22 protein-coding genes are annotated in these 23466 nt (G+C 42.7%); 8 read left to right on the forward strand and 14 right to left on the reverse strand.

The genetic code is table 11. The features are described 5' to 3' along the window. Nucleotides 1-88: 88 nt before the first annotated feature. The 3 genes from B9T26_RS07215 to serB all read right to left on the reverse strand — a co-directional run bounded on the left by B9T26_RS07215 (nt 89) and on the right by serB (nt 2722). On the reverse strand, nt 89-568 hold the full coding sequence (locus B9T26_RS07215; RefSeq protein ID WP_086199045.1) for an SCP2 sterol-binding domain-containing protein: 480 nt from the start codon (nt 566-568) through the stop codon (nt 89-91). Nucleotides 569-740: 172 nt separating this feature from the next. Continuing rightward, complete coding sequence (gene aciT, locus B9T26_RS07220) at nt 741-1076, reverse strand: AciT family ciprofloxacin tolerance protein (protein ID WP_086199046.1); 336 nt, start codon at nt 1074-1076, stop codon at nt 741-743. A 425-nt stretch (nt 1077-1501) separates the two neighbouring features. Further along, nucleotides 1502-2722 carry a phosphoserine phosphatase SerB gene (serB, locus tag B9T26_RS07225; protein ID WP_086199087.1) on the reverse strand — a complete coding sequence of 407 codons (1221 nt, stop codon included), beginning with the start codon at nt 2720-2722 and terminating at the stop codon, nt 1502-1504. 77 nt (nt 2723-2799) lie between these two features. On the opposite strand from serB, the gene B9T26_RS07230 reads away from it, so the two are divergent. Then, nucleotides 2800-4053 (forward strand): hypothetical protein, encoded by a 1254-nt coding sequence (locus tag B9T26_RS07230; RefSeq protein WP_086199088.1) that lies wholly within the window; start codon nt 2800-2802, stop codon nt 4051-4053. A gap of 96 nt (nt 4054-4149) precedes the next feature. Here B9T26_RS07230 and B9T26_RS07235 read toward each other — a convergent pair whose 3' ends face one another. From B9T26_RS07235 to mhpT, 3 genes are all read right to left on the reverse strand, one after another. Beyond that, nucleotides 4150-5094: a bile acid:sodium symporter family protein gene (locus B9T26_RS07235; RefSeq protein WP_086199047.1), complete on the reverse strand. Its 945-nt coding sequence runs from the start codon at nt 5092-5094 to the stop codon at nt 4150-4152. A 100-nt stretch (nt 5095-5194) separates the two neighbouring features. Further along, nucleotides 5195-5830, reverse strand: coding sequence for a bifunctional nicotinamidase/pyrazinamidase (pncA, locus tag B9T26_RS07240; RefSeq protein ID WP_086199048.1), 636 nt, complete (start codon nt 5828-5830; stop codon nt 5195-5197). A gap of 288 nt (nt 5831-6118) precedes the next feature. Next, nucleotides 6119-7324, reverse strand: a complete 1206-nt coding sequence (gene mhpT, locus B9T26_RS07245; RefSeq protein ID WP_086199049.1) for a 3-(3-hydroxy-phenyl)propionate transporter MhpT — start codon at nt 7322-7324, stop codon at nt 6119-6121. Nucleotides 7325-8051: 727 nt separating this feature from the next. Here mhpT and dapA point away from each other — a divergent pair. From dapA to purC, 3 genes are read left to right on the forward strand one after another with little or no spacing between them, the layout of a single operon-like run. Then, nucleotides 8052-8951: a 4-hydroxy-tetrahydrodipicolinate synthase gene (gene dapA, locus B9T26_RS07250; protein ID WP_086199050.1), complete on the forward strand. Its 900-nt coding sequence runs from the start codon at nt 8052-8054 to the stop codon at nt 8949-8951. Between the two features lie 13 nt (nt 8952-8964). Beyond that, complete coding sequence (locus B9T26_RS07255) at nt 8965-9573, forward strand: lipoprotein-34 precursor (NlpB) (protein ID WP_086199051.1); 609 nt, start codon at nt 8965-8967, stop codon at nt 9571-9573. Between the two features lie 37 nt (nt 9574-9610). Beyond that, nucleotides 9611-10330, forward strand: a complete 720-nt coding sequence (gene purC, locus B9T26_RS07260; protein WP_086176415.1) for a phosphoribosylaminoimidazolesuccinocarboxamide synthase — start codon at nt 9611-9613, stop codon at nt 10328-10330. A 275-nt stretch (nt 10331-10605) separates the two neighbouring features. Here the strand turns inward: purC and B9T26_RS07265 are convergent, their stop codons facing one another. Next, complete coding sequence (locus tag B9T26_RS07265) at nt 10606-11880, reverse strand: replication-associated recombination protein A (RefSeq protein WP_086199052.1); 1275 nt, start codon at nt 11878-11880, stop codon at nt 10606-10608. Between the two features lie 293 nt (nt 11881-12173). Here B9T26_RS07265 and B9T26_RS07270 point away from each other — a divergent pair, with 293 nt between their 5' ends. Then, on the forward strand, nt 12174-14339 hold the full coding sequence (locus B9T26_RS07270; protein WP_086199053.1) for a bifunctional diguanylate cyclase/phosphodiesterase: 2166 nt from the start codon (nt 12174-12176) through the stop codon (nt 14337-14339). 99 nt (nt 14340-14438) lie between these two features. On the opposite strand, the gene B9T26_RS07275 is transcribed toward B9T26_RS07270, so the two are convergent. Further along, entirely contained in the window at nt 14439-14891 is a 453-nt protein-coding gene (locus B9T26_RS07275) for a YcgN family cysteine cluster protein (protein ID WP_086199054.1), read from the reverse strand. A gap of 193 nt (nt 14892-15084) precedes the next feature. Here B9T26_RS07275 and B9T26_RS07280 point away from each other — a divergent pair, with 193 nt between their 5' ends. Next, nucleotides 15085-15243 carry a DUF1328 domain-containing protein gene (locus tag B9T26_RS07280; protein WP_005006601.1) on the forward strand — a complete coding sequence of 53 codons (159 nt, stop codon included), beginning with the start codon at nt 15085-15087 and terminating at the stop codon, nt 15241-15243. Nucleotides 15244-15392: 149 nt separating this feature from the next. Here the strand turns inward: B9T26_RS07280 and murJ are convergent, their stop codons facing one another. Both murJ and ampD read right to left on the reverse strand, forming a co-directional pair. Beyond that, entirely contained in the window at nt 15393-16943 is a 1551-nt protein-coding gene (gene murJ, locus B9T26_RS07285; RefSeq protein ID WP_171262951.1) for a murein biosynthesis integral membrane protein MurJ, read from the reverse strand. A 74-nt stretch (nt 16944-17017) separates the two neighbouring features. Continuing rightward, nucleotides 17018-17593, reverse strand: a complete 576-nt coding sequence (gene ampD, locus B9T26_RS07290) for a 1,6-anhydro-N-acetylmuramyl-L-alanine amidase AmpD (RefSeq protein WP_086199056.1) — start codon at nt 17591-17593, stop codon at nt 17018-17020. A gap of 175 nt (nt 17594-17768) precedes the next feature. On the opposite strand from ampD, the gene nadC reads away from it, so the two are divergent. Next, entirely contained in the window at nt 17769-18614 is an 846-nt protein-coding gene (nadC, locus tag B9T26_RS07295) for a carboxylating nicotinate-nucleotide diphosphorylase (protein ID WP_086199057.1), read from the forward strand. A 91-nt stretch (nt 18615-18705) separates the two neighbouring features. Here nadC and rph read toward each other — a convergent pair whose 3' ends face one another. From rph to B9T26_RS07310, 3 genes are all read right to left on the reverse strand, one after another. Continuing rightward, nucleotides 18706-19422, reverse strand: coding sequence for a ribonuclease PH (gene rph / locus B9T26_RS07300; RefSeq protein ID WP_086199058.1), 717 nt, complete (start codon nt 19420-19422; stop codon nt 18706-18708). A gap of 166 nt (nt 19423-19588) precedes the next feature. After that, the gene (locus B9T26_RS07305; protein WP_086199059.1) at nt 19589-20734 is read right to left on the reverse strand and encodes a fatty acid desaturase family protein; all 1146 of its coding nucleotides are present in this window, start codon (nt 20732-20734) and stop codon (nt 19589-19591) included. A gap of 84 nt (nt 20735-20818) precedes the next feature. Then, nucleotides 20819-21841: a ferredoxin reductase gene (locus B9T26_RS07310; protein ID WP_086199060.1), complete on the reverse strand. Its 1023-nt coding sequence runs from the start codon at nt 21839-21841 to the stop codon at nt 20819-20821. A 174-nt stretch (nt 21842-22015) separates the two neighbouring features. On the opposite strand from B9T26_RS07310, the gene B9T26_RS07315 reads away from it, so the two are divergent. Further along, nucleotides 22016-22663, forward strand: coding sequence for a TetR family transcriptional regulator (locus tag B9T26_RS07315; protein WP_086199061.1), 648 nt, complete (start codon nt 22016-22018; stop codon nt 22661-22663). 83 nt (nt 22664-22746) lie between these two features. Here the strand turns inward: B9T26_RS07315 and B9T26_RS07320 are convergent, their stop codons facing one another. Next, the gene (locus B9T26_RS07320) at nt 22747-23364 is read right to left on the reverse strand and encodes a thiol:disulfide interchange protein DsbA/DsbL (protein ID WP_086199062.1); all 618 of its coding nucleotides are present in this window, start codon (nt 23362-23364) and stop codon (nt 22747-22749) included. Between the last annotated feature and the right edge of the window lie 102 nt (nt 23365-23466).

The raw sequence follows: 23466 nt of genomic DNA on the forward strand, positions 1-23466 counted from the left end.
TTGTTTTAATCCTTTCCTCTTGCAAACTCAGAATATATTCTGAGGATTCTCACCTTTTTAAAAGGAGGGGAAGGAAAGGCATAAAATCTTATTTACCGGTTTTTTCACGAATAAATGAACGTACCAGTTTCACTTTTTCTTGAACCGGTTTAGGTAATTTCGGTGGAATTAATTTGGCAACTTTGTTAAACCAGACCAAAAGGCCAAAATCGCCTTCCATTTTAATGCTGCCATTTTGCATGCCGGTCATGAAAGCGCTTGGATCACCTTTCATTAAAGTTTTTACGCCTTGTTCACTGTCTGCAAACTGCAAAATGAAGTCCGCTTTTTCCGCATCGCCTGCTACTGTGTCAATTTGTCCATTGTTTACAATAATTTGACGTGCAACACCCAGGTCAGTACCAATTTGAATGCGGAATTGACGTTCATGAACCAGCTCAATAAATTTTGGGCTGGTACGCGCCAACTGCTTCATACGCAAAGCCAAGCCCGCAACTAATAAATCAAGCGGATCCGTGCTTACATCGACCAGTGGTAATTTTACGACAGGAATCGAAGATAGTTTCATGACATTTAAGCCTATTGTAATTGTTGGAAAATTGACGACTTATCCTACCATAACTTGTGTTTTTTGAAGTAAGGCTTTGTATAACAATAATGAACAAAAAAAGATGTGCCTGAGCACATCTTTTTATTTTTTTAATTTAATTTATAGATCTTTAATTTATAGATCTTTCAAATTAACGGCTTGAACACTGTTGCTGTTCATCGTCATAAACTGGTGTATGTTCAATATACTGACGTTTGGCTAAAGCTCTCTCTGCACGACGATCTTCACGTAATAGCAGCATAGTTACGATAACCATTACCGACATTAACGCAGTCAGATAACTGTATGCCATGGGTAAATCAAAAACGACTTGTGTGCTGAAGCGAATGGCTTCAATCACTCCCCCAAACAGCATACCTGCAAACATATAGCTTAACAAACGACGATAAGGCGAGAAGAAAACAGCTATCAAAGCAGCCGCAATCAAGCTTAAGCCAACAATGGTTGCTAAATCCGCTGTAACCATAAAAACCTCCGTCCTAATATAGGATTTTGACACTTTTATATGGGTCTAAATCAAATCCCCGATACCGTGAATAAATGATGAAATATATTTATATCAATCTCTATGCAAGCATTATGCGGAGTTTTTTTAAGAAAAAAAGTCTTGTATTTTCAGTAAGCGACATACCTTGTCGCAATATTATTTTGTCATTACATTTTTTTATTTTTAACTTTTTCTGGAAACGAGATGGGCTCGGACTTGCCGTGTCATTACAAAAAAACAACTCATTTTAATCAATAAAAAAACTTTTTTCCTGAACGGCTTGAATGCTGTTTTTATCGGCAATGCCTGGCTACCGTTCATCGTATTTTGCCTGTTTTTAAACAAAAAAAACGCGACATCAATATCGCGTTTAATCAATAAACTTCAATGATTAGATATGAGAGTTAGGCACGGCTCAGATCTTTATCATGTACGCCAAGCAGATAGAGTACTCCATCAAGGCCGACGCTTGAAATCGCCTGATTGGCATTTTGACGCACCAATGGTTTGGCACGGAACGCCACACCTAAACCGGCAATCGACAGCATTGGCAAGTCATTGGCACCATCGCCCACGGCAATGGCCTGTTCCAGTGAAATACCCATTTTCTCAGCCAGTTCACGCAGCAATAAGGCTTTACGGGCACCATCTACAATATGGCCCTTGACTTCACCGGTAACCACGCCATCTTGTACATCCAAAATGTTGGCATGTACTTCATCAATCCCCAGTTTTTCTTGCAGGTATTCGGCAAAATACTGAAAACCACCGGAAAGAATGGCGGTCTTGTAACCCAAAGCTTTCAAGGTTGAAATCAGGCGCTCTGCCCCTTCTGTCACGGTTAAGCGCTCGGCAATTTGAGGTAAAACAGAAGCATCCATACCTTTTAATAAGGCGACACGAGCACGGAAGCTTTGCTGGAAATCCAGCTCGCCTTGCATGGCACGTTCAGTAATTTCAGCAACTTGCTCACCGACACCGGCCTCAATCGCCAACTCATCAATCACTTCCTGCTCAATCAAGGTCGAGTCCATGTCGAAACAGACCAGACGGCGATTGCGACGGTAAGCATTATCTTCCTGCACCGCAACATCGACGCTTAATTCAGTCGATAAACGCAAGCATGCCGCACGCATGGCAGTGGCATCGAGCATTTGTCCTTTCAAGCCAAATTGCACGCAAGAGCGTTTAGGTCCATCGGCTTGAATTTCCAGCTCCGGACGACCCGACAAACGGGTCACGGTTTCAATATTAAAGCCCTGGTTGGAGACAATCTGAGTCACTGCCTGCAAATGTGAAGCGGTTAATTCTGGTGCCAGTGCAGTCACGATATAACGGGTCTGACCACCTTCACTCACCCATTGATCATAATCTGATGCAGAGATTGGTTTAAAGCGCACTGTTAAGCCAATATCATGTGCTAGAATCAGGATCTCCTTCATGGCTAATGCTGTAGCAGTTTGGTCATCTGACGAAACAACAATACCTAAAGTCAGTTGGTTGTGGATGACGGCTTGTCCAACGTCCATAATTTGTAAAGAATGTACGGACAATACCTGCATTAATCGTGTAAATTGATTAGGCTGGTCTGGTCCCAAAAATGATATAAGAATGATTTCTCGCATGAATTGACTCGGATCTGAGCTACAACTATTGTTAGAATCATAATCGAATTTGAACATAAATGCCTTGGAAGTTTACGTTGAATGCGCCTAGACAAGGGCTATTTGCTAGCCTACTGATTGTAAGTTTTGCTTTACACACCTTTTTACTGGTCCTTGCGACGACGCATCAGCTGAATGCAAACCGTGCCAGTCAAGGACAGCTGATGACCTCGCAACTGGTCACAGACAGCCTGTCCGAGCTGGAACCGGCCAATACGGTGTCATTGGCATTATTAGCCGACCGTTATGCCACCAACCCGAGTGTGGCCTCTATTCGTATTTTAGATGCCAATAATCAAGTACTGGCAACCGGTGGTTTAACCAAGACACGCCAAGGTGAAGTTTTTGTTCGTGAAGCACTGCAAAATGAAAAGAAAGTCGGCAGTATTGAAATTACCCTGATTCAGCCAAGTATTGGGGAAATTTTACGTACCCAATGGCTGGCGATTTTATTGTCGCTGCTGATTCATGGCTTATTATGGTTAGCTTATCGTGCCATTGCCCGTCCAAGCCGTACCGAATATCTGGCGCGTATTAATAACGAATCACGTCTCAAACATGAAATTCAGACCCTGACTCAGGCTTTGGAACAAGAACAGCACAATGCCGCAGTTGCGATTGCTCAGGCGCAGAACAACGCTCAGGCTAAAGCTAAAACCAAGGAATCCAAGCCTGTGGTGCTGGATGACAATTGTATTGCATTAAATATTCAGTTTTATGATCCAAAACAGCTGATGGATTCGGTCAATAAAACCGTTTCTATTCCTTATTTTAATTTATGTCAGATTTTCCTGAACAAAGCCGCTGAACTCTGTGTTCAACATTACAAATTAAATAGTTCAGATATCTCCACTGTTCATAAATTCGATGAGCATGGGGCAACCATCAGCATGTCGGTAGAAACGCCGAATGCAGTGCAATGTCTGGTGATGATCAGTACCGTATTCCAGTTATTATCCGATGTGCTGTACAAACGTTATCGTGAAGAAAAGCGTTTCGTGTTGCAAACACGCAGTGCCATTTCCAGCCATGTTGAGGCTATGCACCTCAGCCCTGTACAAGCGGCAGAACGTCTGGTACAGCAATTGGCAGCCAAAGAAAGTGCCATTCATTTACCGAATGAATTACTGAAAGGCATTTCAGATCGTTACCAGTTGGTCAGCATACCAAATCCAACCAATGTGCTCACCCGTCATGCCTTCATGATGAACGGGATGGACAGCGAAGTGGCCGAATTGGCACAAACCTTTAGAACTGAAATTTTAAAAGCCAAGCAATCCAAAGCATCTTAAAAACAGCTCAATAAAAAAGCCGAGCTGTTATGCTCGGCTTTTTTATCTCTAGGATTCTGCGCTGAAGTACAACTGCGCTCAACAGAGATATCTTGATCATTGTTCTATTTTATCTGTCCTGCTTGCCCAATAACTGGCTAATGCAGGTCCTGAAATGTTATGCCATAAACTGAAAATTGCACTTGGCACTGCGGTTATTGGGGATGCAGCAAAATGCACTGCAGCCAAAGCCACGCCTAGACCCGAGTTTTGCATTCCCACTTCAATCGCAATAGCTTTGCTGTCTGCATAAGGCAGTTTAAAGAAGCGGCTTGCCCAAAAACCCAGCAAATATCCCAGACCATTGTGCAGCGCGACCACGCCTAAAATCAGTAAACCGGATTGCAGAATCTGCGCCTTACTTCCAGCAATAATTGCCGCCACAATCGCCACAATGGCAAATACCGAAATCAGCGGCATCACCTGAATATAGGCGTCGACCTTTCGCTTTAATACTGCACGGACAATTAAACCCAAAATAATCGGAAACAATACCACCTGAAGAATGGAACCCAACATCGACAGGGCATTAATTTCAATCCACTGGCTGGCCAGAAGATAGAAAATTGCCGGGGTTAACACAGGCGCCAAAATGGTCGAAACGGAAGTACAGGCCACGGATAAAGCGGTATTGCCTTTGGCCATATAAGTGATGACATTGGACGCCGTCCCGCCGGGGCAACAGCCGACCAGAATTACCCCTATCGCAATTTCAGACGGCAATTGAAACAGTTGACATAAAGCATAGGCCAGTCCCGGCATGACAATAAATTGTGCAGCGACACCAATCCCCACCGCTTTAGGACTTTGCAATACGCCTTTAAAGTCATTCACGGTCATGGTCATGCCCATACCGAACATGATGATCCCCAGCATCCAAGTAATATAGGCTTTAAGCCAGACAAAGGCTTCCGGGAAAATTAAAGCAATACCTGCAAATAGCACTACCCACAGCGCAAAAGTTTTTTGAATCAATTGGGTAAAACGCAACAAATAAGACATAAAGTTCAATCCGATATTTATTCTAGTATCTCGTCTAGGAATTAACTTTTACAACATTAGCTAGCAAAAATTTAGACTTCCCCAGACTGGATTAAACCGTTTATGAGGCCTGTTGCTGAACAATATCTTTGACCAGAATACGTTTTACTCCGGCTGCCAGCATGTCTTGCCATGCATGTTGCAGTGAACCGTGCAAATCGATGCCCTTAGTGGCATCGGAAATCACATAGGTTTTAAAGCCCAGTTTGCAGGCATCTATTGCTGTCCAGGCCACACAAAAATCAGTGGCAATTCCTGCGATAAAAACCGTATCAATACCACGTTCTTTTAAATAGCCGGCCAAACCGGTCGTGGTTTTTTGATCTGCTTCCAAAAAGGCTGAATAGCTGTCGATATGGGCATGAGTGCCCTTGCGGATAATCAATTGTGCCGTCGGTAAATTCAGCTCTGGATGAAGTTCGGCATCAGCTGTGCCTTGTACACAATGGCTCGGCCATAAGACCTGACTGCCATAGTCGAGCTGAATACTGTCATAAACCGCCTTACCCGAATGATTGTCTGCAAAAGAGATATGATTTTCAGGATGCCAGTCTTGAGTCAGGACAATATTGTTAAAATACTGCCCCAATACATTGATATTTGGAATAATCTGATCGGCATTTGCTACGGCCAGATTACCGCCTGGGGTAAATCCTCGTTGTACGTCCACCACCAGTAATACGACATTATTTTGCATCCGTTTTCATCCCCTGAAATCTCGATTTATGCCCAAGCATAGCGCAAAATAGTAGAGTATTTTTAGCACTGCCGATAAAAATAGAATGACTGTTCATTCGGATCAATTTTGGAATCAGTTCAATATCTGCATCATTTTGCAATGAATAATAAATTAAAGCGTTGTTTTTATTTCATCGCAACCTGTAAGAAAAAAAGAAAATTTCTACTATGAATCACATCATCATTTTTTTAAATTCTGACCATAAAAAAGCCTGCAAATGCAGGCTTTTTTTTAATCTTTCTAGTATTACACTTTGGTGCGGTTCACCAGGATCAGCATACATACTGCAGAGATAATGATACATGGAATCGCTGCGGTAATAACCCCTGCTGCACCGAAGCCTGCAGTCAGTAACTGACCTGCAATCACAGGACCAAGCATTGCGCCGATACGTCCTACTGCAGAAGCCACACCTACACCGGTACCACGTACTTCTGTTGGATAAACGATACTACCAAAGGCATACAGTACGCCCTGACAGCCGATCACAAATGCACCTGCCAATGCTGCTGCCAGATACATCTGGTTAAGCGAGCTTGCACCATTTAACGCCAGTAAACCCGCGAGGATACCACCGTACATCAACAGGATGACGTAAGCTTTCTTCCAGCGATCGGTCAACATACCCAGAATAATCGTACCGATGGTCGCAGTCACCATGAAGTAGAACTGTGCGGTTGAGCCGTTTTGACGGGTAAAGCCCAGTTCCATAAACAATGATGGTAGCCAGCTCAGCATGATGTAAACCACCATCAGGGTAAAGAAGTAGCTCACCCAGATACAGATCGTGCGTAACAGGTTATTGGAATTAAATAGGTCCTTAAATGAACCTTGCGGTGAAACGGCAAGTTCTGCTGCGGTTTTGTTCTGCGCTTTCAGGTATTCCTTTGACTCAGGCAAGAACCACATCATGAGTGGAATCACGAAGACCGGTAATAAACCACCCAAGTAGAAAACATTCTTCCAGTTGGCACCAAATTCAGTGGCAGCAATTAAAGATAAAATCGCAGCACCGACTGGCATACCACAGTACATCAAGCCCACTGCACGACCACGATTTTTTGGAGATACTGCTTCTGATGCCAGCGTGATCAAAATCGGCATTGCACCGCCAAGACCCGCACCTGCCAGAAAACGTACTGCCAGCAGACTATTAAAGCTGTTGACCCATACTGTACATAAGGTAAATACAGCAAATGTTGCTGTCGACCAGATCAACACTTTTTTACGACCAATCCGGTCAGCAAGTCGGCCACCGATCAGTGCACCTGGTAATAAACCCAGAATCCCTGCACTAAAAAACACACCCAACTGAGAGCTGTCGAGACCAAAATACTCACGAATACCTGCAGCGGCGATGCCGGCTGCCTGAATATCCAGACCTTCGATCACAGCAATCAGAAAACAGATCGCTACCGTGACGATGGCATGCTTATTATCTGATTTTTCCATTGGATTATCCTTGTTCAATCAGCATTACAAAAAGAAAGCCATCATCTATGAGTCTGGAAATTCAAATAACTACCAATAAGTGGAAGAATCTACACTTTATTGACAAAAATACGGGATATTTAAAACTTTTCGATACCAAAACACATAGTCGCAAAAGCAATTAATCAAGTTTAATCAACACACAAAAAATCAATATGACCCTTATTATTTCAATTCTGAAAATCATCTTATGCGAAAAGGGTGAAAATAGATTAATAGTTTTAACTGATTATTTCTTAAGTTTTTAATGATCGTTTGGATAAATTAAATGACCGGTTTATATTGCTTTAACGTCTATGCTAATCACAATTAAATCTTAAATTCTGATGTTTTTACCCGGAATTATTGATTCTATTGACTTAAACCTACATTTTTTGCGATATCGACCATTCATTTCCCCAGTTAAAAAAACCTCATTTTTAAGATCAGCCCTACGAAACCTTTCCGTCTTGTTCAATTTAAAAAATTAATTTGCTGGTATTAGCTAAACTTTTCACTTGCTTTTCATAAAGTTTTTAGATGGTTTGACTAAAGCATATTGTTCTTCACCGCTTGTTCGTTCATAATTTGCATAAGCATTATTCAATTTCATTCAATTGGGTTGAATTGGCTATAAATCAAAATACGTAACCATCCAAATTTATGTTTTTCTACCTCACCGGATGGGCAAATAGGATATTTTTTTAAAATGACTCAGCAAGCACAGATCATTCAAGGCTCAATTGTCGCAATCGTCACCCCAATGTTTGAAGATGGCAGCGTAGATTGGAAGGGTCTAGAAAAGCTCGTTGAGTGGCATATAGCGCAAGGCACCAACAGTATTGTTGCTGTGGGTACTACAGGTGAAGCATCAACTTTAAGCATGGCTGAACATACCCAGGTGATTAAAGAAATCATTCGTGTGGCCAACAAACGTATTCCTGTCATTGCTGGTACCGGTGCTAACTCTACCCATGAAGCGATTGAACTCACCAAAGAAGCCAAAGAACTTGGCGCAGATGCTGCACTCTTGGTTACCCCTTACTACAATAAGCCAACCCAAGAAGGTTTATATCAGCATTATAAAGCGATTGCTGAAGCGGTAGACTTACCTCAAATTCTGTATAACGTTCCAGGCCGTACCGGCGTAGACATGTTAAATGAAACCGTGATTCGTCTGGCAGATATTCCACAAATTGTGGGCATTAAAGATGCAACTGGCGACGTCGCCCGTGGTAAAGAACTCATTGAAGGATTAAACGGCAAAGACATGACCGTTTACTCTGGTGACGATGCTACTGCATACCAGCTTATGGGTTTAGGCGCTAAAGGCAACATTTCGGTTACTGCCAATGTGGCACCTAATGAAATGAGCCTGATGTGTGCTGCTGCACTCGCAGGTGATGCAGAACGTGCTGAAGCATTAAATAATAAAGTTGCAAATTTACACAATATTTTATTTTGTGAATCTAACCCAATTCCTGTGAAATGGGCACTCCATGAAATGGGCTTAATTGGTACCGGTATTCGCTTACCATTAACTCCTCTTGCAGAACAATATCGTACCCCATTGCGTGAAGCACTGAACGCTTCGGGTGTCATTAAATAAAGAGCACAACATTATGCAATTACGTTTTGGTTTAACCCTTGCACTTTCGGCATTCAGTTTAGTGGGTTGTAGTTCCATGGGAATCAGTAACGGTTCACTGGACTATAAAAATACAGCAACCCTTGAACCCCTGAAATATCCGGAAGGTTCAATGGTTCGACCAGCAACGCCATTGTATCCATCTCCAACGGTTGACCCGCTTGCCATTGAGCATGCACCTAAGCTTGAAAATAAACGTGGCAACCGTTTTGCTCTTCCCCGCCCCGATAAAGCAGCACAGACCAATGCAGTAGCAAATGCCCAGGACGACAGTACAAATGTCGGTCGTCCGCAGCTGGTTCGTGATGGAAACCAAAATCCGTTGCTCAAAATAGACGGAAATTCTGCTACAATTTGGCAGTACACACTTGCTACCCTCAGCAGCCTGAACCATACCATTGTGGGTCAAAGTAAAAATCGTTACGAAGTCACCATTAAGGTCGATCAACAGATCTATGTATTAAGACTGACATCTGTAGGTACAAGTAATAACATCGCTGTGTTCAATGCCGATAACAGCTTTGCAGACAAAGAAAAAGCTGCAGAACTGTTAACCCAGATTTACCAAAATTGGCCAGCCTAGTCGTACTAGGCATTTTTTTTTGAAAAAGGTTCCCCCCATGTTGAAACAAACCTTGCTCTATACTGGTAAAGCAAAATCTGTTTATGAAACAGACAGCGCAGATCACCTTATCCTAGTCTTCCGTGACGATGCATCTGCATTTAACGGCGAAAAAATCGAACAGCTGGATCGTAAAGGCAAGGTGAACAACCGTTTTAACGCCTTCATCATGGAAAAATTGGCTGCTGCTGGCATTGAAACTCACTTCGAAAAACTTCTTTCTCCAACTGAAGTTTTAGTGAAAAAATTAAAAATGATTCCGGTTGAATGTGTAGTGCGTAACTATGCTGCCGGTTCATTATGCCGTCGCTTAGGTGTAGAAGAAGGTAAAGAACTTGTTCCACCTACTTTCGAATTGTTCTTCAAAGATGATGCGCTTGGCGACCCAATGGTGAACGAGTCTCAAGCGATTGCTTTAGGTTGGGCGACTGCTGAACAACTTGCACAAATGAAAGAGTTAACTTACAAAGTTAACGAAGTGCTTAAAGGCTTGTTCGATGCAGGTAACATGTTACTTGTAGACTTCAAACTTGAATTTGGTGTATTCCACGACCGTATCGTGCTTGGTGATGAATTCTCTCCAGACGGTTGCCGTCTATGGGACAAAGACACCAAGAAAAAACTCGACAAAGACCGTTTCCGTCAAGGTTTAGGCGGTGTTGTTGAAGCTTATGAAGAAGTTGCTGCACGTTTAGGTATCGATCTTACTGATATCTAATCAGTCATCTGATTCAAAAAAACCGGGCTATTTAGCTCGGTTTTTTCATACCCCAAAAATCGAAAAAACAGATTTTAATAATAAAAATGATCGTTTTTACAATAAAATGTTTTTTACTTAATATATCTTACATACCAGGCAGCAAGATGTTGGAGTAGGTGGCTTTATAGCATCTTGCTTGCCAGCCAAGATTTGAGTTTACCCTCTAGGATGTATCTCCCCCAAGACATCCTATTTTTAGCCCAATCCCTTCTATGGATTGGGCTTTTTTTGGCTTATTGCTGTTGTTGCTGCTGTTGCCAACGACGTTGCTGTAAACGCTCTCCTTCCACTTCACGTTTATTGCGTGCCGACTCATACAGCTTGGTGCCCTTTAATTCAGGCGGCATATACTCTTGCAAGACAAAATGCTCTGGATAATTGTGCGGATATAAATAATCCACCCCATAGCCCTGCTCTTTCATGAGTTTGGTTGGTGCATTGCGTAAATGTAGCGGCACAGGTAAATTCGAGGTTTTTTCAGCTAAGTCGAGCGCCTTGTTAATGGCCAGATAAGTACTGTTACTTTTGGCACTGGTGGCCAAATACACGGCACATTGACCCAAAATAATCCGGCATTCCGGCATGCCCACCGCCTGTACCGAACGGAAGCATTCGCCCGCTAGCAGCAAGGCATTCGGATTGGAATTACCGATATCTTCCGAAGCGGCAATGAGCATACGACGGGCAATAAATACCGGATCTTCCCCGCCTTTCAACATACGTGCCATCCAATATAAGGCTGCATCGGGATCACTGCCGCGAATCGACTTAATAAACGCAGAGACCAAGTCATAGTGCTGCTCGCCCGATTTGTCATAACGGGCAATATTCTGCTGTGCCACTTTCACCACAATGGCATTGGTAATGATATTTTCCAGTTCCGGCTCAAAAGTGCTGGCTATTAAATCCAGCAGATTGAGTGCCTTACGCGCATCTCCGGCAGCAAATTGCAACAAGGCTTCGTATTCTTCAACTTGAATATAGCGTTCTTTTAAAAAGCTATCTTGCTGGATTGCCTTATTGATCAAGGTCTTAATCGCCTCTTCATTCAAGGCATTTAAGGTATAGACCTGACAGCGCGATAACAAGGCATTGTTCACTTCAAAAGAGGGATTTTCTGTGGTCGCTCCGATTAAAGTGATTTTGCCCTTCTCGACTGCATTCAATAAAGCATCTTGCTGTGATTTGTTAAAACGATGAATTTCATCAATAAAGACGACAGGTGTCAGTAAATCACCACTTTCAGCAATCACTTCACGCAGTTCTTTTACCCCGGTATTGAGTGCCGATAAACTCACAAATGGCCGATCCACCGCCTGTGCCAAAAGCAAAGCAATCGTGGTTTTTCCTACCCCCGGCGGCCCCCAAAAAATAATCGAAGGTAAATGTCCTTGATCAATCATTTGACGTAATGGCGCACTAGCCCCTAATAGATGATCTTGACCAATAATTTCGGACAAGTCACGCGGGCGAAGTCGTTCAGGAAGTGGAATATGGCTCTCAGACATCTTGTTATTTCTTGACTGTACTTAAAGCAAGTCTACTATGTAATTTTAATATCGCGTATTTCAAATCAACCGATTTACAAAAAAATCATATTGTTGTTTTTAAAAAATATGCATCATGATTATGCCGCTTTTTACGTGAATTAACTTTTAAATAGAACGAAATAAGCTGCTCAAAATAAGTAGAACAGCAAAAATACACACTGAATCATTCTACTGCTGCGCGTTCATATGTATAATTATTTGTGTGAATCACATCACACTTTTTAAATTTTGGTTATTTAGGGGTAAGTTTTATGGAAGATACTTTCAAAAACAAGCGAATACCTCTTAATCAGGATGGCAAAGCAAAAAAACAACCGCATATTAAAACTCATAAAACCCAGTGGTCTGCCGAAAACATGCTTATTCAAAGTATTCTTAATCAGTTACCTCAGCTGGTCTGGGTTAAAAATAAACAGAACCAGTATTATTATAATCAAGCTGTTTGTGACTATCTTGGTCGCAATATCAATCTAGAACAGACTGATGAATGCCAAACATTCATTCATCCTGAAGATTACCCAGACTTTAGTGTACTTTGGCAAGATGCCTTACACACTCAACAAGGCTTCGAACAAGAATGCCGTATTCATCATCATGAGCAAGGCTATCGGGTTTGCCTGATTTGCGTTCAACCTGCACAACATTTAGATGATATTGAATGGATGGTGACAGCCACCGATATTCATGATCATTATTTAAAGCATACCGAACTGCATCAGCAAGTGCTTGCCCAGACCAAAATGCTGGATGCTAGCGTGGACTGTATTAAAATTTTAACCCCTCAGGGTCATGTGACCCATATGAACCGTTCAGGTTGTCTGGCCTTAGGTGTACCGGTCAATGAAAATAAATTTGGTATGCCGTGGTTAAATTTACTGCCCGAGCCAATCCAGAATTCGGGGAAACATGCATTAAAACAGGCAGCAAAAGGTCACAATGCCCGTTTTGATGGCATGAGCGTTATTGCCGGTCAGCCTTCGCAATATTGGGATAATATTTTAACGCCCATACTCAGTGAAGATGGATCAACCCAAAGTATTCTGTGTGTTTCCCGTGATATTAGCCAACAAAGAATTGCAGAAAAAAATCTTCAACAGGTGATTGAACTCGACGAATTAACGGGCTTATATAACCGCCGTGCATTTAATAAAATTTTTAAAAAGACCATTCTAAACGCACAGCATAAACAACAATCTGTGGGCTTTTTGCTGATTGATTTAGACTATTTCAAACATATTAATGATACCTTGGGTCATATTGCGGGTGACTATTTACTCCAGATTTTAGGTCAACGCCTGAGTAGCTGTTTTAACGAGCAAGTTGTGGTATCACGTTTGGGCGGGGATGAGTTTGCGATTATTGTGCCGCATTTGAATGATGAATCTGAATTGCTGAACATTGCAAAAATAGCGCGTCAGCAACTGGATATCCCGATTTGTTATGCCGGGCAATATATTAATGGCGGAATGAGCATCGGCTGTGCCATATACCCGCGTGATGCAAAAAATAGCTCAACACTGTTACGCTGTGCCGATGTCGCGCTGAATGATCTTAAAATCAGTGGTCGTGGCGGTATCCGGATGTTCAAAAGTGCCATGTTGGAAAGCATAGAGCTGACGACCCATCAGCTTTCGCTGGCCCGAGCCATTATTCATAACAATAAAATTTTTCCGGTCTATCAGCCCAAGGTCAATCTTGCAGATGGAAAAGTCATTAGTTTTGAAGCCTTGCTGCGCTGGCATGATGCAGAAGATCAAATCCAGCCTCCTTCATATATTTTTTCCGCTTTTCAGGACTATGAACTGGCCACGCGGATCAGTGAAATCATTCAGCTTCAAGTCTTGAAGGATATGAGCCAATGGCTGGAAGCAGGCTTACAACTATTACCCATTTCCATCAATGCCGCACCGGTCGAATTTTTAAGGGATAACTACGCAGAAACGCTTTTAAACCGGCTGGCTCAATTTAAGATTCCCTACCAGCTGATTGAAATAGAAATTACCGAACAAAGTCTTTCTGAACGTGGCTCAGATTATGTGATCCGTGCGCTTAGACTATTAAAACAAGCGGGGCTGAGTATTTCACTCGATGATTTTGGTACAGGCCATTCATCCTTGACCCGATTAAGGGATTATCCGGTCGACTGTCTCAAGATTGATCGCAATTTTATTGAAAATATACCGGACAACCTTTCTGACTTGGCGATTGTAAAAGCGATTAGCCAAATTGGCGCGAGTATATCCTTGAATATACTGGTTGAAGGAATTGAAACCAGTGCACAGGTTGAAATCCTTCAAGCCTGTGATTGCCATACCGGACAAGGTTTTTATTTTTATTACCCGATGATCTTTCAGGATGCTACCCAATTATTAAATCCTGTGGCTGATGCAACTGAGCCATTCAGTTCTTCTGGTTGATCATTCAAGTGATTTAAGTCATTCATGCTCGCAGTCATTCTACTTTGCTGAGTGAAGAAGTGACTTCAGCAGAAACGTTGATGCTGAAGTCACCGCCGATTAACGCACCCAACGCACAATATATTCCTCAAGATCATCTTCATGAACTTCCGTTTCGGAAATACAACGACCGGCTGCCGATTTTCTGGCTTTGATCACACTGTCACGTGTTCCTGTATTTAAATAATGCCAGGTCGGTAAATTCTTGCCTTCTTTTAAACGGCGGTAAGCACAGCTCGGCGGGAGCCAGTGAATAGTGGCTAATTTTTCTGGGGTGAGTTGAATACAATCCGGTACATATTCAAGTCGCTGTTCATAATTACTACAACGTGCGCTTGTGCAATCTAAAAGTTTGCAGGCCACTTTGGTATACGCGACCTCTTGCAGCTCTTCATCTTCCAACTTGATTAAACAGCACAGGCCGCAACCATCACATAATGCTTCCCATTCAGCTGTTGTCAGTTCAGCCAAAGCATATTTTTTCCAGAATTGTGGACGTAATTGTTCAGTCATAGCAGTGAGAAAACCAGAAAATTGGTAACGAAGATAAGGTGTACAAGTTTACAGGGAATAAACATGATTTTTACTTTAAATCATAGATTTGCCGTCAAAGTGAACATTTTTTAAACACAAGAATAACACTGCTGTAAATTTTCCGCCCCTATACTGAAACAACCTTGAAAATAACAACACATGGAGAAAGCTTATGTTCCGTTGGGCTATTATTTTTGCAGTGATTGCGCTGATTGCCAGTCTGTTAGGTTTCGGTGGTGTCGCAGGCTTGTCTAAAGATTTTGCGGTTATTTTACTCGTCATTGCCGTTATTTTAGCAATCGTCGGCTTCCTCTCTCGGGGAAAAGTTTAGTTGAATGACCTCCGCTTAAAAATATCTCACATCATCAAAAAAGAGCCTATACAGGCTCTTTTTCATAGTTGATTCATTCAGTCTCGATTTCAAGCATTAGATCAGTCTGTATCTCACTGTTCTAACCCTTTAGAGTTTTGCTCTGCTGATTAAGGTCTTAAGTGGCGTGGTCTAAAACCAGTTGCCAATAAACCAATCGCATAAGCCACCACACCCACTACACACAAACCGATTACTTCCAGTATACGCATCCACTGTGAGACGTCTCCGTTGTACCAGCTTAAGCCATACCACAGGGCAGCAATCATGGCAGCATTGGCAATCGCATACTGAAGGAACAGTTTTTTCCAGTGCCCGGCAAAGCGGAAAATATTGCGCTTATGCAAATAGAAATACAGCATGCCGGCATTGACCAGTGCAGAACCTGATGAAGCCAAGGCCAAGGCCATATGCTCTGCATGCCAGTCAATCAGTTTAAAGAAGCCGATAAATACCACGTTTAAAATGGCATTGGCTGCAACTGCCATTAAGCCGACGCGTACTGGTGTACGGGTATCTTGCTGCGCATAAAAACCTGGAGCAAAGACTTTAATCAGCATAAAGGAAATCACCCCGGCACTCATACATTGCAAGGCCAAAGCGGTCATTTGCGTATCTTCAAGGGTAAATTGCCCACGCTGGAATAAGGCCTGAATAATAGGGGTCGACAGCATAAATAAGGCGATGCTGGCTGGAATGCCAACCAACATAATGACTTTGGCTGCCCAATCAATCATGCCACGGAACTTGTTCTGATCTTGCTCGGCATGACGTGCAGACAATGACGGTAAAATCACCGTACCAATGGCTACCCCAATTAAACCCAAAGGCAATTCAGTCATACGTTCTGCACTGTATAACCAGGATACCGACCCATCCTGCATGAAGGATGCCCAAATGGTATTTAACAACAGGTTAATTTGTGTGACCGAAACACCAAATAATGCCGGTAGCATCAATTTCATGATGCGATCCACACCTTCATGTTTGAAATCCACTTTAGGTGGAATCAACAATTTTTTACGCCACAGCTCTGGAATTTGAATCACCAGCTGCAAGATACCGGCTATCACTACTGCCCAGCCCAAGGCCATAATCGGTTCGGCCATATAGGGTGTTAACCACCATGCTGCTGCAATCATGGTGATATTCAGCAACACCGGTGAAAAAGCCGGGGTAGAAAAAGACCCATAACTGTTCAAGATACTGCTGGCAAAAGCGGTCAGCGACATAAATAGCAAATACGGTATGGTCAGACGGAACATGTCTGTCGCCAAGGCGAATTTCTCTGGGTCGTCATGGAAGCCGGGCGCATAGATGTACAGCACCGCAGGTGCCGCAATCATGGCAATAAAAGTCAGTGCGGTCATAAATGTCGCAAGACAGCCAAAGACCCGACTAATTAGAATTTGTACTTCTGCATGGGTTCGCGTGGTTTTATATTCGGTTAAAACTGGAATAAAGGCTTGCGAAAATGCACCTTCGGCAAATAGCCGCCGAAAGAAGTTGGGAATACGAAAGGCCACCACAAAGGTATCGAAATCTTTACCCGCACCAAACACATTCAGCAATACCACATCTCGGACTAAGCCCAAAACCCGAGACAACATGGTCATTGCACTAACAATAAAGGTCGATCGCCAAAGCGCCATCGTAACCACCCAGTGAAAAATTAAGCCGCTATTGTAATGAAACTCAACATGGAATTTCGTTGTTTAATCATAAAGCCCATGCATTATTGAGGAGTTTTATGCTGTTGTAATAAAGTTCTGAATTTGACCCAGTCAAAGAATGGTCCCGGATCGGTTTTACGTCCAGGTGCAATATCCGAATGACCGGCCAAATGTTGTAAAATTTTTGGATAAGCCGCCTGCAATGCAGCCGTCACTTGTGCCAGCACCGTATATTGTGTCTCGTCAAAAGGCAAATCATCACTGCCCTCCAGCTCGATGCCGATGGAATAGTCATTACATTCTTTTTTGGCCAAGTAAGTTGAACGCCCGGCATGCCAGGCACGATCATTAAAATTGACGAATTGCAGGACTTCACCGCTACGTAAAATGAGCAGATGCGCAGAAACCTGCATGCCTTCAATAGTTTGAAAATATGGATGCTGTGACCAATCCAGCTGGTTTTGAAAAAACTGTTCAATATAACCGCCACCAAATTGTGACGGCGGTAGACTAATGTTATGCACCACGACCAGTTGAATTTCAGTTTGCTGGGGACGTTGATTATAATTTGGGGAAGGTACTTGCCTTGCACCGATTAACTGACCATCGATGACCTGAAAAAAGGGTGCCTGTTGCATATTCCAATCCTGAGTCCTGTTCGCATAAGTTAATGATTTTAGCGCAATCCTAAAACTTTAAACTTAAAATCTCAAATTCCATAGATAAAAATCGGTTGAAAAAACATTTCTTTTAAATGAACAGTGCTAATATAACGCGCAATTTTCATGGGTTAAAAAAGATACGGAAATACTGATGAGCATATCTCAATCTTTGCTGCAACAATCAATCCAAATCAACATTCAACACGCCTTACAAGAAGATATTGGCGAAGGTGATATCACTGCTTTATTGACCCCTGAAGATGAACAAGCCACGGCAACCATCATTAGCCGTGAAGACATGGTGCTGGCTGGTCAGCCTTGGGTGAATGCGCTGATTCAGGCTTATGACCCGAATGTACAAGTGATCTGGCTGAAGAATGATGGCGACCGCGTCCAGGCCAATGAAGCCTTTTTAAAACTGGCAGGTTCTGCACGTAGCTTGCTCACCGTTGAGCGTCCTGCCCTGAATTTTGTCCAGACTTTATCGGCTGTGGCGACCAAAACTGCTTTATATGTTAAAGAGTTGGAAGGCTTAAATACCAAGCTGTTAGACACCCGTAAAACCTTGCCCGGCTTACGTATTGCACAAAAATATGCAGTGGCGATTGGTGGCGGTCAGAACCATCGCCTGGGTTTGTTCGATGCCTTCTTGATTAAAGAAAACCATATTATGGCAGCGGGCGGCATTGCTCAGGCCATTGCCAAAGCACACAGCATTGCACCGGGTAAACCGGTAGAAGTCGAAGTGGAAACCTGGGACGAGCTGAACCAGGCACTTGAAGCCAAGGCAGACATCGTGATGCTGGATAATTTCACTCAGCAGCAAATGATTGATGCGGTGAAGCACGTGGCCGGTCGTTGCAAGCTGGAAGCTTCAGGCAATATTACCATTGCAAATTTACGTGAAGTAGCAACATCAGGTGTGGACTATATTTCGATGGGTGTTTTAACCAAAGACGTAAAAGCGGTAGATTTATCGATGCGTTTTAATGGTTAATTTTTCTTAACTCATTTAGTAAAAATGCTCATAAAAAACGCACCCGATGGTGCGTTTTTTATTGCTGAATTGATAATTCTAAATCAACAACTTACCAGCCTAAAGCTTGCTGTTGTTTTTTAATCAGTTCTTGAATGCCTTTCTCAGCCAATTCAAGCATTTCATTGCATTGTGCACGGGTAAATGGCTTGTCTTCAGCAGTACCTTGCAGTTCGATGAACTCACCAGCTTGAGTCATCACCACATTCAAGTCAGTCTGACAGTTTGAATCTTCTTCATAGCAAAGATCCAGCAAAGCTTCGTCTTGATACATACCGACAGAGATCGCAGCAACCAAACCTTTCAGCGGATCTTGCTTAATTTTCTTGTTTTCAAGCAATACATTCATGGCATCAATTAAAGCCACTGCTGCACCAGTAATAGATGCAGTACGGGTACCGCCATCGGCCTGAATCACATCACAGTCGATGGTAATCGTGTTTTCACCCAGTTTTTTCAAATCCACCATGGCACGCAAGCTACGACCAATCAAACGCTGAATTTCTTGAGTACGGCCACTTTGCTTACCACGCGCCGCTTCACGGTCACTACGGGTATGGGTTGAACGTGGCAACATGCCGTATTCTGCAGTGACCCAACCTTGTCCCTTACCTTTCAAGAAACGCGGCACTGAATTATCAATACTTGCTGTACAAAGAACTTTAGTATGACCAAATTCAATCAATACTGAACCTTCCGCATAACGTGTATAGTTACGGGTAATTTTTACGTCACGTAATTGATCTAATGTACGTTGGTCGATACGCATGCTGAGTCCTTATTTTGGCTAAAATTCATTGCGGCCTAGTATAACAGAAGCAAGCTGCAAGGTTTTGCCAGCAGATTCTCTATTGGCAAAAACCATTAAGCCCTTTTTACTGCAATTCAACCTTGAATAACATGCTCTACCCATCAAGCGTATTTCAGCGTTTGAATTAAAAGCTAAATAATTTTTTTAATTTTTGCGTTGATTGTTCAAGGTTTGAAGTCCATGAATTTGGCAATGAGCATTTGGCTAAACGCACCCAGACACTACCAAACTGTTTAACGAAACTGGCTTCATTGTAGTGAATGCCATATTCGGCGCATAAGGCACGAATTTTCGGTGCAGCTTCGGCATAACGGTTTGCCGGCATATCCGGGAATAAATGGTGCTCAATTTGATGGCTCAAATTACCACTTAAAATATGCAGCCATTCTGTGCCGCTAAAGTTACTCGATCCGCGAATTTGACGTAAATACCATTCAGCACGGGTTTCAGTATCCGTATTGTCTGGTTCAAAGGTTTCGGCATCTTCAGTGAAATGTCCATTAAAAATCACCGCTGAAGCCCAAAGGCTACGAATCACATTCGCCACTGCGTTACCAGCAAGTACAGGCAGTGCATTCGGGCCAGCAATTAAAGGGAAAAACACATAATCTTTGGCAATCTGACGGGTAGCTTTCTTGCGGAATTTTGCCGACTCGGTCCAAACCTCTTTCCAGCTTTTGGTTTTATAGGCAATCGCATCTTCCAAATGCAGGTTTTGTACACCAACATACCATTCGAAAAACACCATGAGCTGAATGGCTAAAGGAATGTTGAATAAAAAGCGTGGTTCCCATTTTTGCGACTCACTGACCCGGATCAGGCCATAACCGACATCATGGTCCTTACCGACAATATTGGTATAAGTATGGTGGATATAGTTATGGGTATGTTTCCAGTCATCACCGGTCGCCATGGTATCCCAGTCATAATTGGCACCGTTCAGATTCGGGTCATTCAGCCAGTCAAACTGACCGTGCATGACGTTATGGCCCAGTTCCATATTTTCCACAATTTTGGAAATACCCAATAGGCCGGTACCCAATAACCATACTGGCGGAATCCAGCCACCAAACATCAGCATGCCACGTGAGGCAATTTCGCTATAACGCACAAAATCACGGATTTTATAAATGTATTCAGCATCTTTTTCGCCAATGCTGTCCATGATTTCACGGCGAATGGCATCGACTTTTTCACCAAATTCGGCGATTTGTTCAGGACTTAAATATTTTGATTTACTATTTTCTGGAAATTTAACTGACATATTCATTGTTTTTCTCCTGAGTAAGCATCGAACCCTGTGTAAAAAAGTGCGATCACTCACTGAATGGCGCTATTAAAGCGTTTTTATTTTTTAAATGTTAATCACCACCGGACTCACGGCTTGGCTAATACACAACTTGATTTGTGTGTTGCTATCGTGGTCGATTTCACCAGTGAGCAGGTTTTTCGTGGAGCCGCTGACTTTGGTACAGGTACAGGTGTTGCAGATGCCCATACGGCAGCCATGTGCAGGCTTCAAACCTGCCTGTTCAGCACTTTCCAGCAAATTGGTTTTTGCTGCAAACTCTTGTTGAGCACGTAAAAACACCACCTGTTGCACAGTTGCATTTTCATCAACAACCACTTGAAAGTATTCCTGTTTTAACTGATCAGAAATACCCAGCTGCTGATAAATCTGATTCAGGCTTTGCATCATGCCCTTGGCACCACAGGCATAACTTTGGCGTTGCCCGAAATCCGCAACTGTACTTTCAAGCAGTTCTACACTTAAATATTGTTTCTGTACAAGTGTATTGAAATGATGATAATTGAACTGTGAATATTGTTCTGATAATTGCTGTAATTCGGTATGAAAAGCCTCATCACGAGTAAAATAGATCAGATCAATCTGACTGACTTTTTGACGGATCGCCTGCTGCAATAATGAATAGATTGCGGTGATGCCACTCCCCGAAGCCAATAATAAAATAGGCTCTACAGATGAATCCAAGGTGAAATCGCCCTGAACCTGAGAAATTTCCACCACACTGCCCACAGCCAATCGAGTTAAAGCATTGGAAACTTTGCCCTGACGTTTCACTGCAATCACCACGTTGCCGTGTTCGGTAATTTTCACAATCGAATAACTACGTTGCTCACGCACACCTGCAATCACTACAGTCACTAAAACACTTTGCCCGGCAGAGAAAAGACAAGCACGGAAGTTATGATTCGGTTGTAGCTGAATTTGATAAAAATCTGCACTCAGTGTCTGTACATCGACAATGCTGGCTTTGACTTTTTTCCATGCCCAAACTGGATTTATTTTTTCAGCAATAAAATCGACGAAATCTTCTCGAATCCATTGCGGCTTATATTGCATCACATGACTCATATGACGTTCCTCTTTTATTGCTGGCTATTTATTTGAGTGAACAGGTGTTCTTATAGTGAACACTTGTACACTATAATGGTTTTTTAATTCAGTCAACACATGTTCACTGACATTCGTCGTTTATTTTGTTTTTTTTTGATAGACTTCATGCAGAATTTTTTTTAGGGTAGTCGCATGTCGATACGGGATGAGCGTAAACAGCAGAGCCGCCAAGCACTTTTAGATGCAGCGTTGGCTTTAAGCACGTCTGGGCGTTCGTTCAGCAGCATCAGTTTGCGTGAAATCGCACGCCATGTCGGTTTGGTGCCGACGGCATTCTATCGTCATTTTCAAGACATGAATGAGCTAGGACTGGAACTGGTCGATCAGGTTGCCATGCATTTAAAAGGCATTTTGCATCAGCTGGGACAGGCCTATATTTATCAGCCGAATACCAAAACCAAAATCAGTCTGGACCTGTTTTTCCAGGCAGTTGAACATCATCCTGAACCGTGGGTATTTATGATTGCCGAGCGCTGGGGTGGTTCAGAAGTGATTCGTCATGCCATCGCACGGGAAATTACTTTTTTAATTGAAGACCTGGCCAATGATTTGGGCCAGGTTGAAACCGTGCAGCACATTCGTAATCTCCAAGACTTGCAGGTGCTTTCTAATATTTTAATTAACTTGTCTTTTACCTGGGCCATGACCTGGATGGACATTAACCGCCAATATCAGGGGCCAGAACGATCAGCTCAGCAAAACCAGTTTAAGCTGCAAACCATTACCCAGGTTCATCTCATTTTCCGGGGGATTTCAAACTGGGATCCTGTCAAGCAATAAACGCTCAGTCACTCAGACTGCATAAAAAACAACAGACATAAAAAAACCCGCAAGCATTGCGGGTTTTTTTCAGTGCATCAGATTTATTTGGCTTTACGCTCTTTTTCAACCAGATAGCTGATTACTTGAGTGACTTTGGCATCTTCGCCCTGTACTACATATTTACCATTCACCACTACCGCAGGCACACCGCTCAATTGATATTGCTGTGCCAATTGCTTGGCTTGTGCCACTTTTGAGGTAATCGCAAATGAATTAAACATGCTGTTGAACTTGGCTTCAGGTACGCCATATTTCACAAAGAATTTGGCTTGTGAGTTTTGATCAAAAATTTGCTGACCACCCGCATGAATGGCATGGAATAACGGCAAGTGAGTTTTCTTGCGTACCCCTAATGCTTCAGACACATAATAACCACGTGCACCCTGTTCCCAGACTGGATTCATGGCAGCAGGAGTACGAACGAAGTTGACATCTTTAGGCAATTTTTTCAGCCAGGTCTGCATATGCGGCTCTAAGCGATAGCAGTGCGGGCAGCCATACCAGAAGAATTCACGTACTTCAATTTTTCCCGGTACCTCAACTTTACCCGGGTTAGCCACCACGGTGTAATCTTTACCTGCAACAAAATTTGCTGCCATGGTGCTGCCTGACAAGGCAAAAAGAGCAGTAGCTACACTACCTAAAAGGAATTTTTTCATTGACCTTATTGTCCTCTAAATCATTATGCTTAATTTATGTGATCACTATAAATCAATTATGCCGAATTGGTTTTTATTCTGTGAACTTTTTTACGGCATTTA

This window comes from Acinetobacter sp. ANC 4169 (assembly GCF_002135355.1).
Classification (GTDB): Bacteria; Pseudomonadota; Gammaproteobacteria; order Pseudomonadales; family Moraxellaceae; genus Acinetobacter.

What these genes read in the sequence shown, in the direction of transcription:
- B9T26_RS07215 (WP_086199045.1), bottom strand. Translation starts at nt 568, where the DNA reads ATGAAACTATCTTCGATTCCTGTCGTAAAATTACCACTGGTCGATGTA.
- aciT (WP_086199046.1), bottom strand. Translation starts at nt 1,076, where the DNA reads ATGGTTACAGCGGATTTAGCAACCATTGTTGGCTTAAGCTTGATTGCG.
- serB (WP_086199087.1), bottom strand. Translation starts at nt 2,722, where the DNA reads ATGCGAGAAATCATTCTTATATCATTTTTGGGACCAGACCAGCCTAAT.
- B9T26_RS07235 (WP_086199047.1), bottom strand. Translation starts at nt 5,094, where the DNA reads ATGTCTTATTTGTTGCGTTTTACCCAATTGATTCAAAAAACTTTTGCG.
- pncA (WP_086199048.1), bottom strand. Translation starts at nt 5,830, where the DNA reads ATGCAAAATAATGTCGTATTACTGGTGGTGGACGTACAACGAGGATTT.
- mhpT (WP_086199049.1), bottom strand. Translation starts at nt 7,324, where the DNA reads ATGGAAAAATCAGATAATAAGCATGCCATCGTCACGGTAGCGATCTGT.
- dapA (WP_086199050.1), top strand. Translation starts at nt 8,052, where the DNA reads ATGACTCAGCAAGCACAGATCATTCAAGGCTCAATTGTCGCAATCGTC.
- B9T26_RS07255 (WP_086199051.1), top strand. Translation starts at nt 8,965, where the DNA reads ATGCAATTACGTTTTGGTTTAACCCTTGCACTTTCGGCATTCAGTTTA.
- purC (WP_086176415.1), top strand. Translation starts at nt 9,611, where the DNA reads ATGTTGAAACAAACCTTGCTCTATACTGGTAAAGCAAAATCTGTTTAT.
- B9T26_RS07265 (WP_086199052.1), bottom strand. Translation starts at nt 11,880, where the DNA reads ATGTCTGAGAGCCATATTCCACTTCCTGAACGACTTCGCCCGCGTGAC.
- B9T26_RS07270 (WP_086199053.1), top strand. Translation starts at nt 12,174, where the DNA reads ATGGAAGATACTTTCAAAAACAAGCGAATACCTCTTAATCAGGATGGC.
- B9T26_RS07275 (WP_086199054.1), bottom strand. Translation starts at nt 14,891, where the DNA reads ATGACTGAACAATTACGTCCACAATTCTGGAAAAAATATGCTTTGGCT.
- B9T26_RS07280 (WP_005006601.1), top strand. Translation starts at nt 15,085, where the DNA reads ATGTTCCGTTGGGCTATTATTTTTGCAGTGATTGCGCTGATTGCCAGT.
- ampD (WP_086199056.1), bottom strand. Translation starts at nt 17,593, where the DNA reads ATGCAACAGGCACCCTTTTTTCAGGTCATCGATGGTCAGTTAATCGGT.
- nadC (WP_086199057.1), top strand. Translation starts at nt 17,769, where the DNA reads ATGAGCATATCTCAATCTTTGCTGCAACAATCAATCCAAATCAACATT.
- rph (WP_086199058.1), bottom strand. Translation starts at nt 19,422, where the DNA reads ATGCGTATCGACCAACGTACATTAGATCAATTACGTGACGTAAAAATT.
- B9T26_RS07305 (WP_086199059.1), bottom strand. Translation starts at nt 20,734, where the DNA reads ATGAATATGTCAGTTAAATTTCCAGAAAATAGTAAATCAAAATATTTA.
- B9T26_RS07310 (WP_086199060.1), bottom strand. Translation starts at nt 21,841, where the DNA reads ATGAGTCATGTGATGCAATATAAGCCGCAATGGATTCGAGAAGATTTC.
- B9T26_RS07315 (WP_086199061.1), top strand. Translation starts at nt 22,016, where the DNA reads ATGTCGATACGGGATGAGCGTAAACAGCAGAGCCGCCAAGCACTTTTA.
- B9T26_RS07320 (WP_086199062.1), bottom strand. Translation starts at nt 23,364, where the DNA reads ATGAAAAAATTCCTTTTAGGTAGTGTAGCTACTGCTCTTTTTGCCTTG.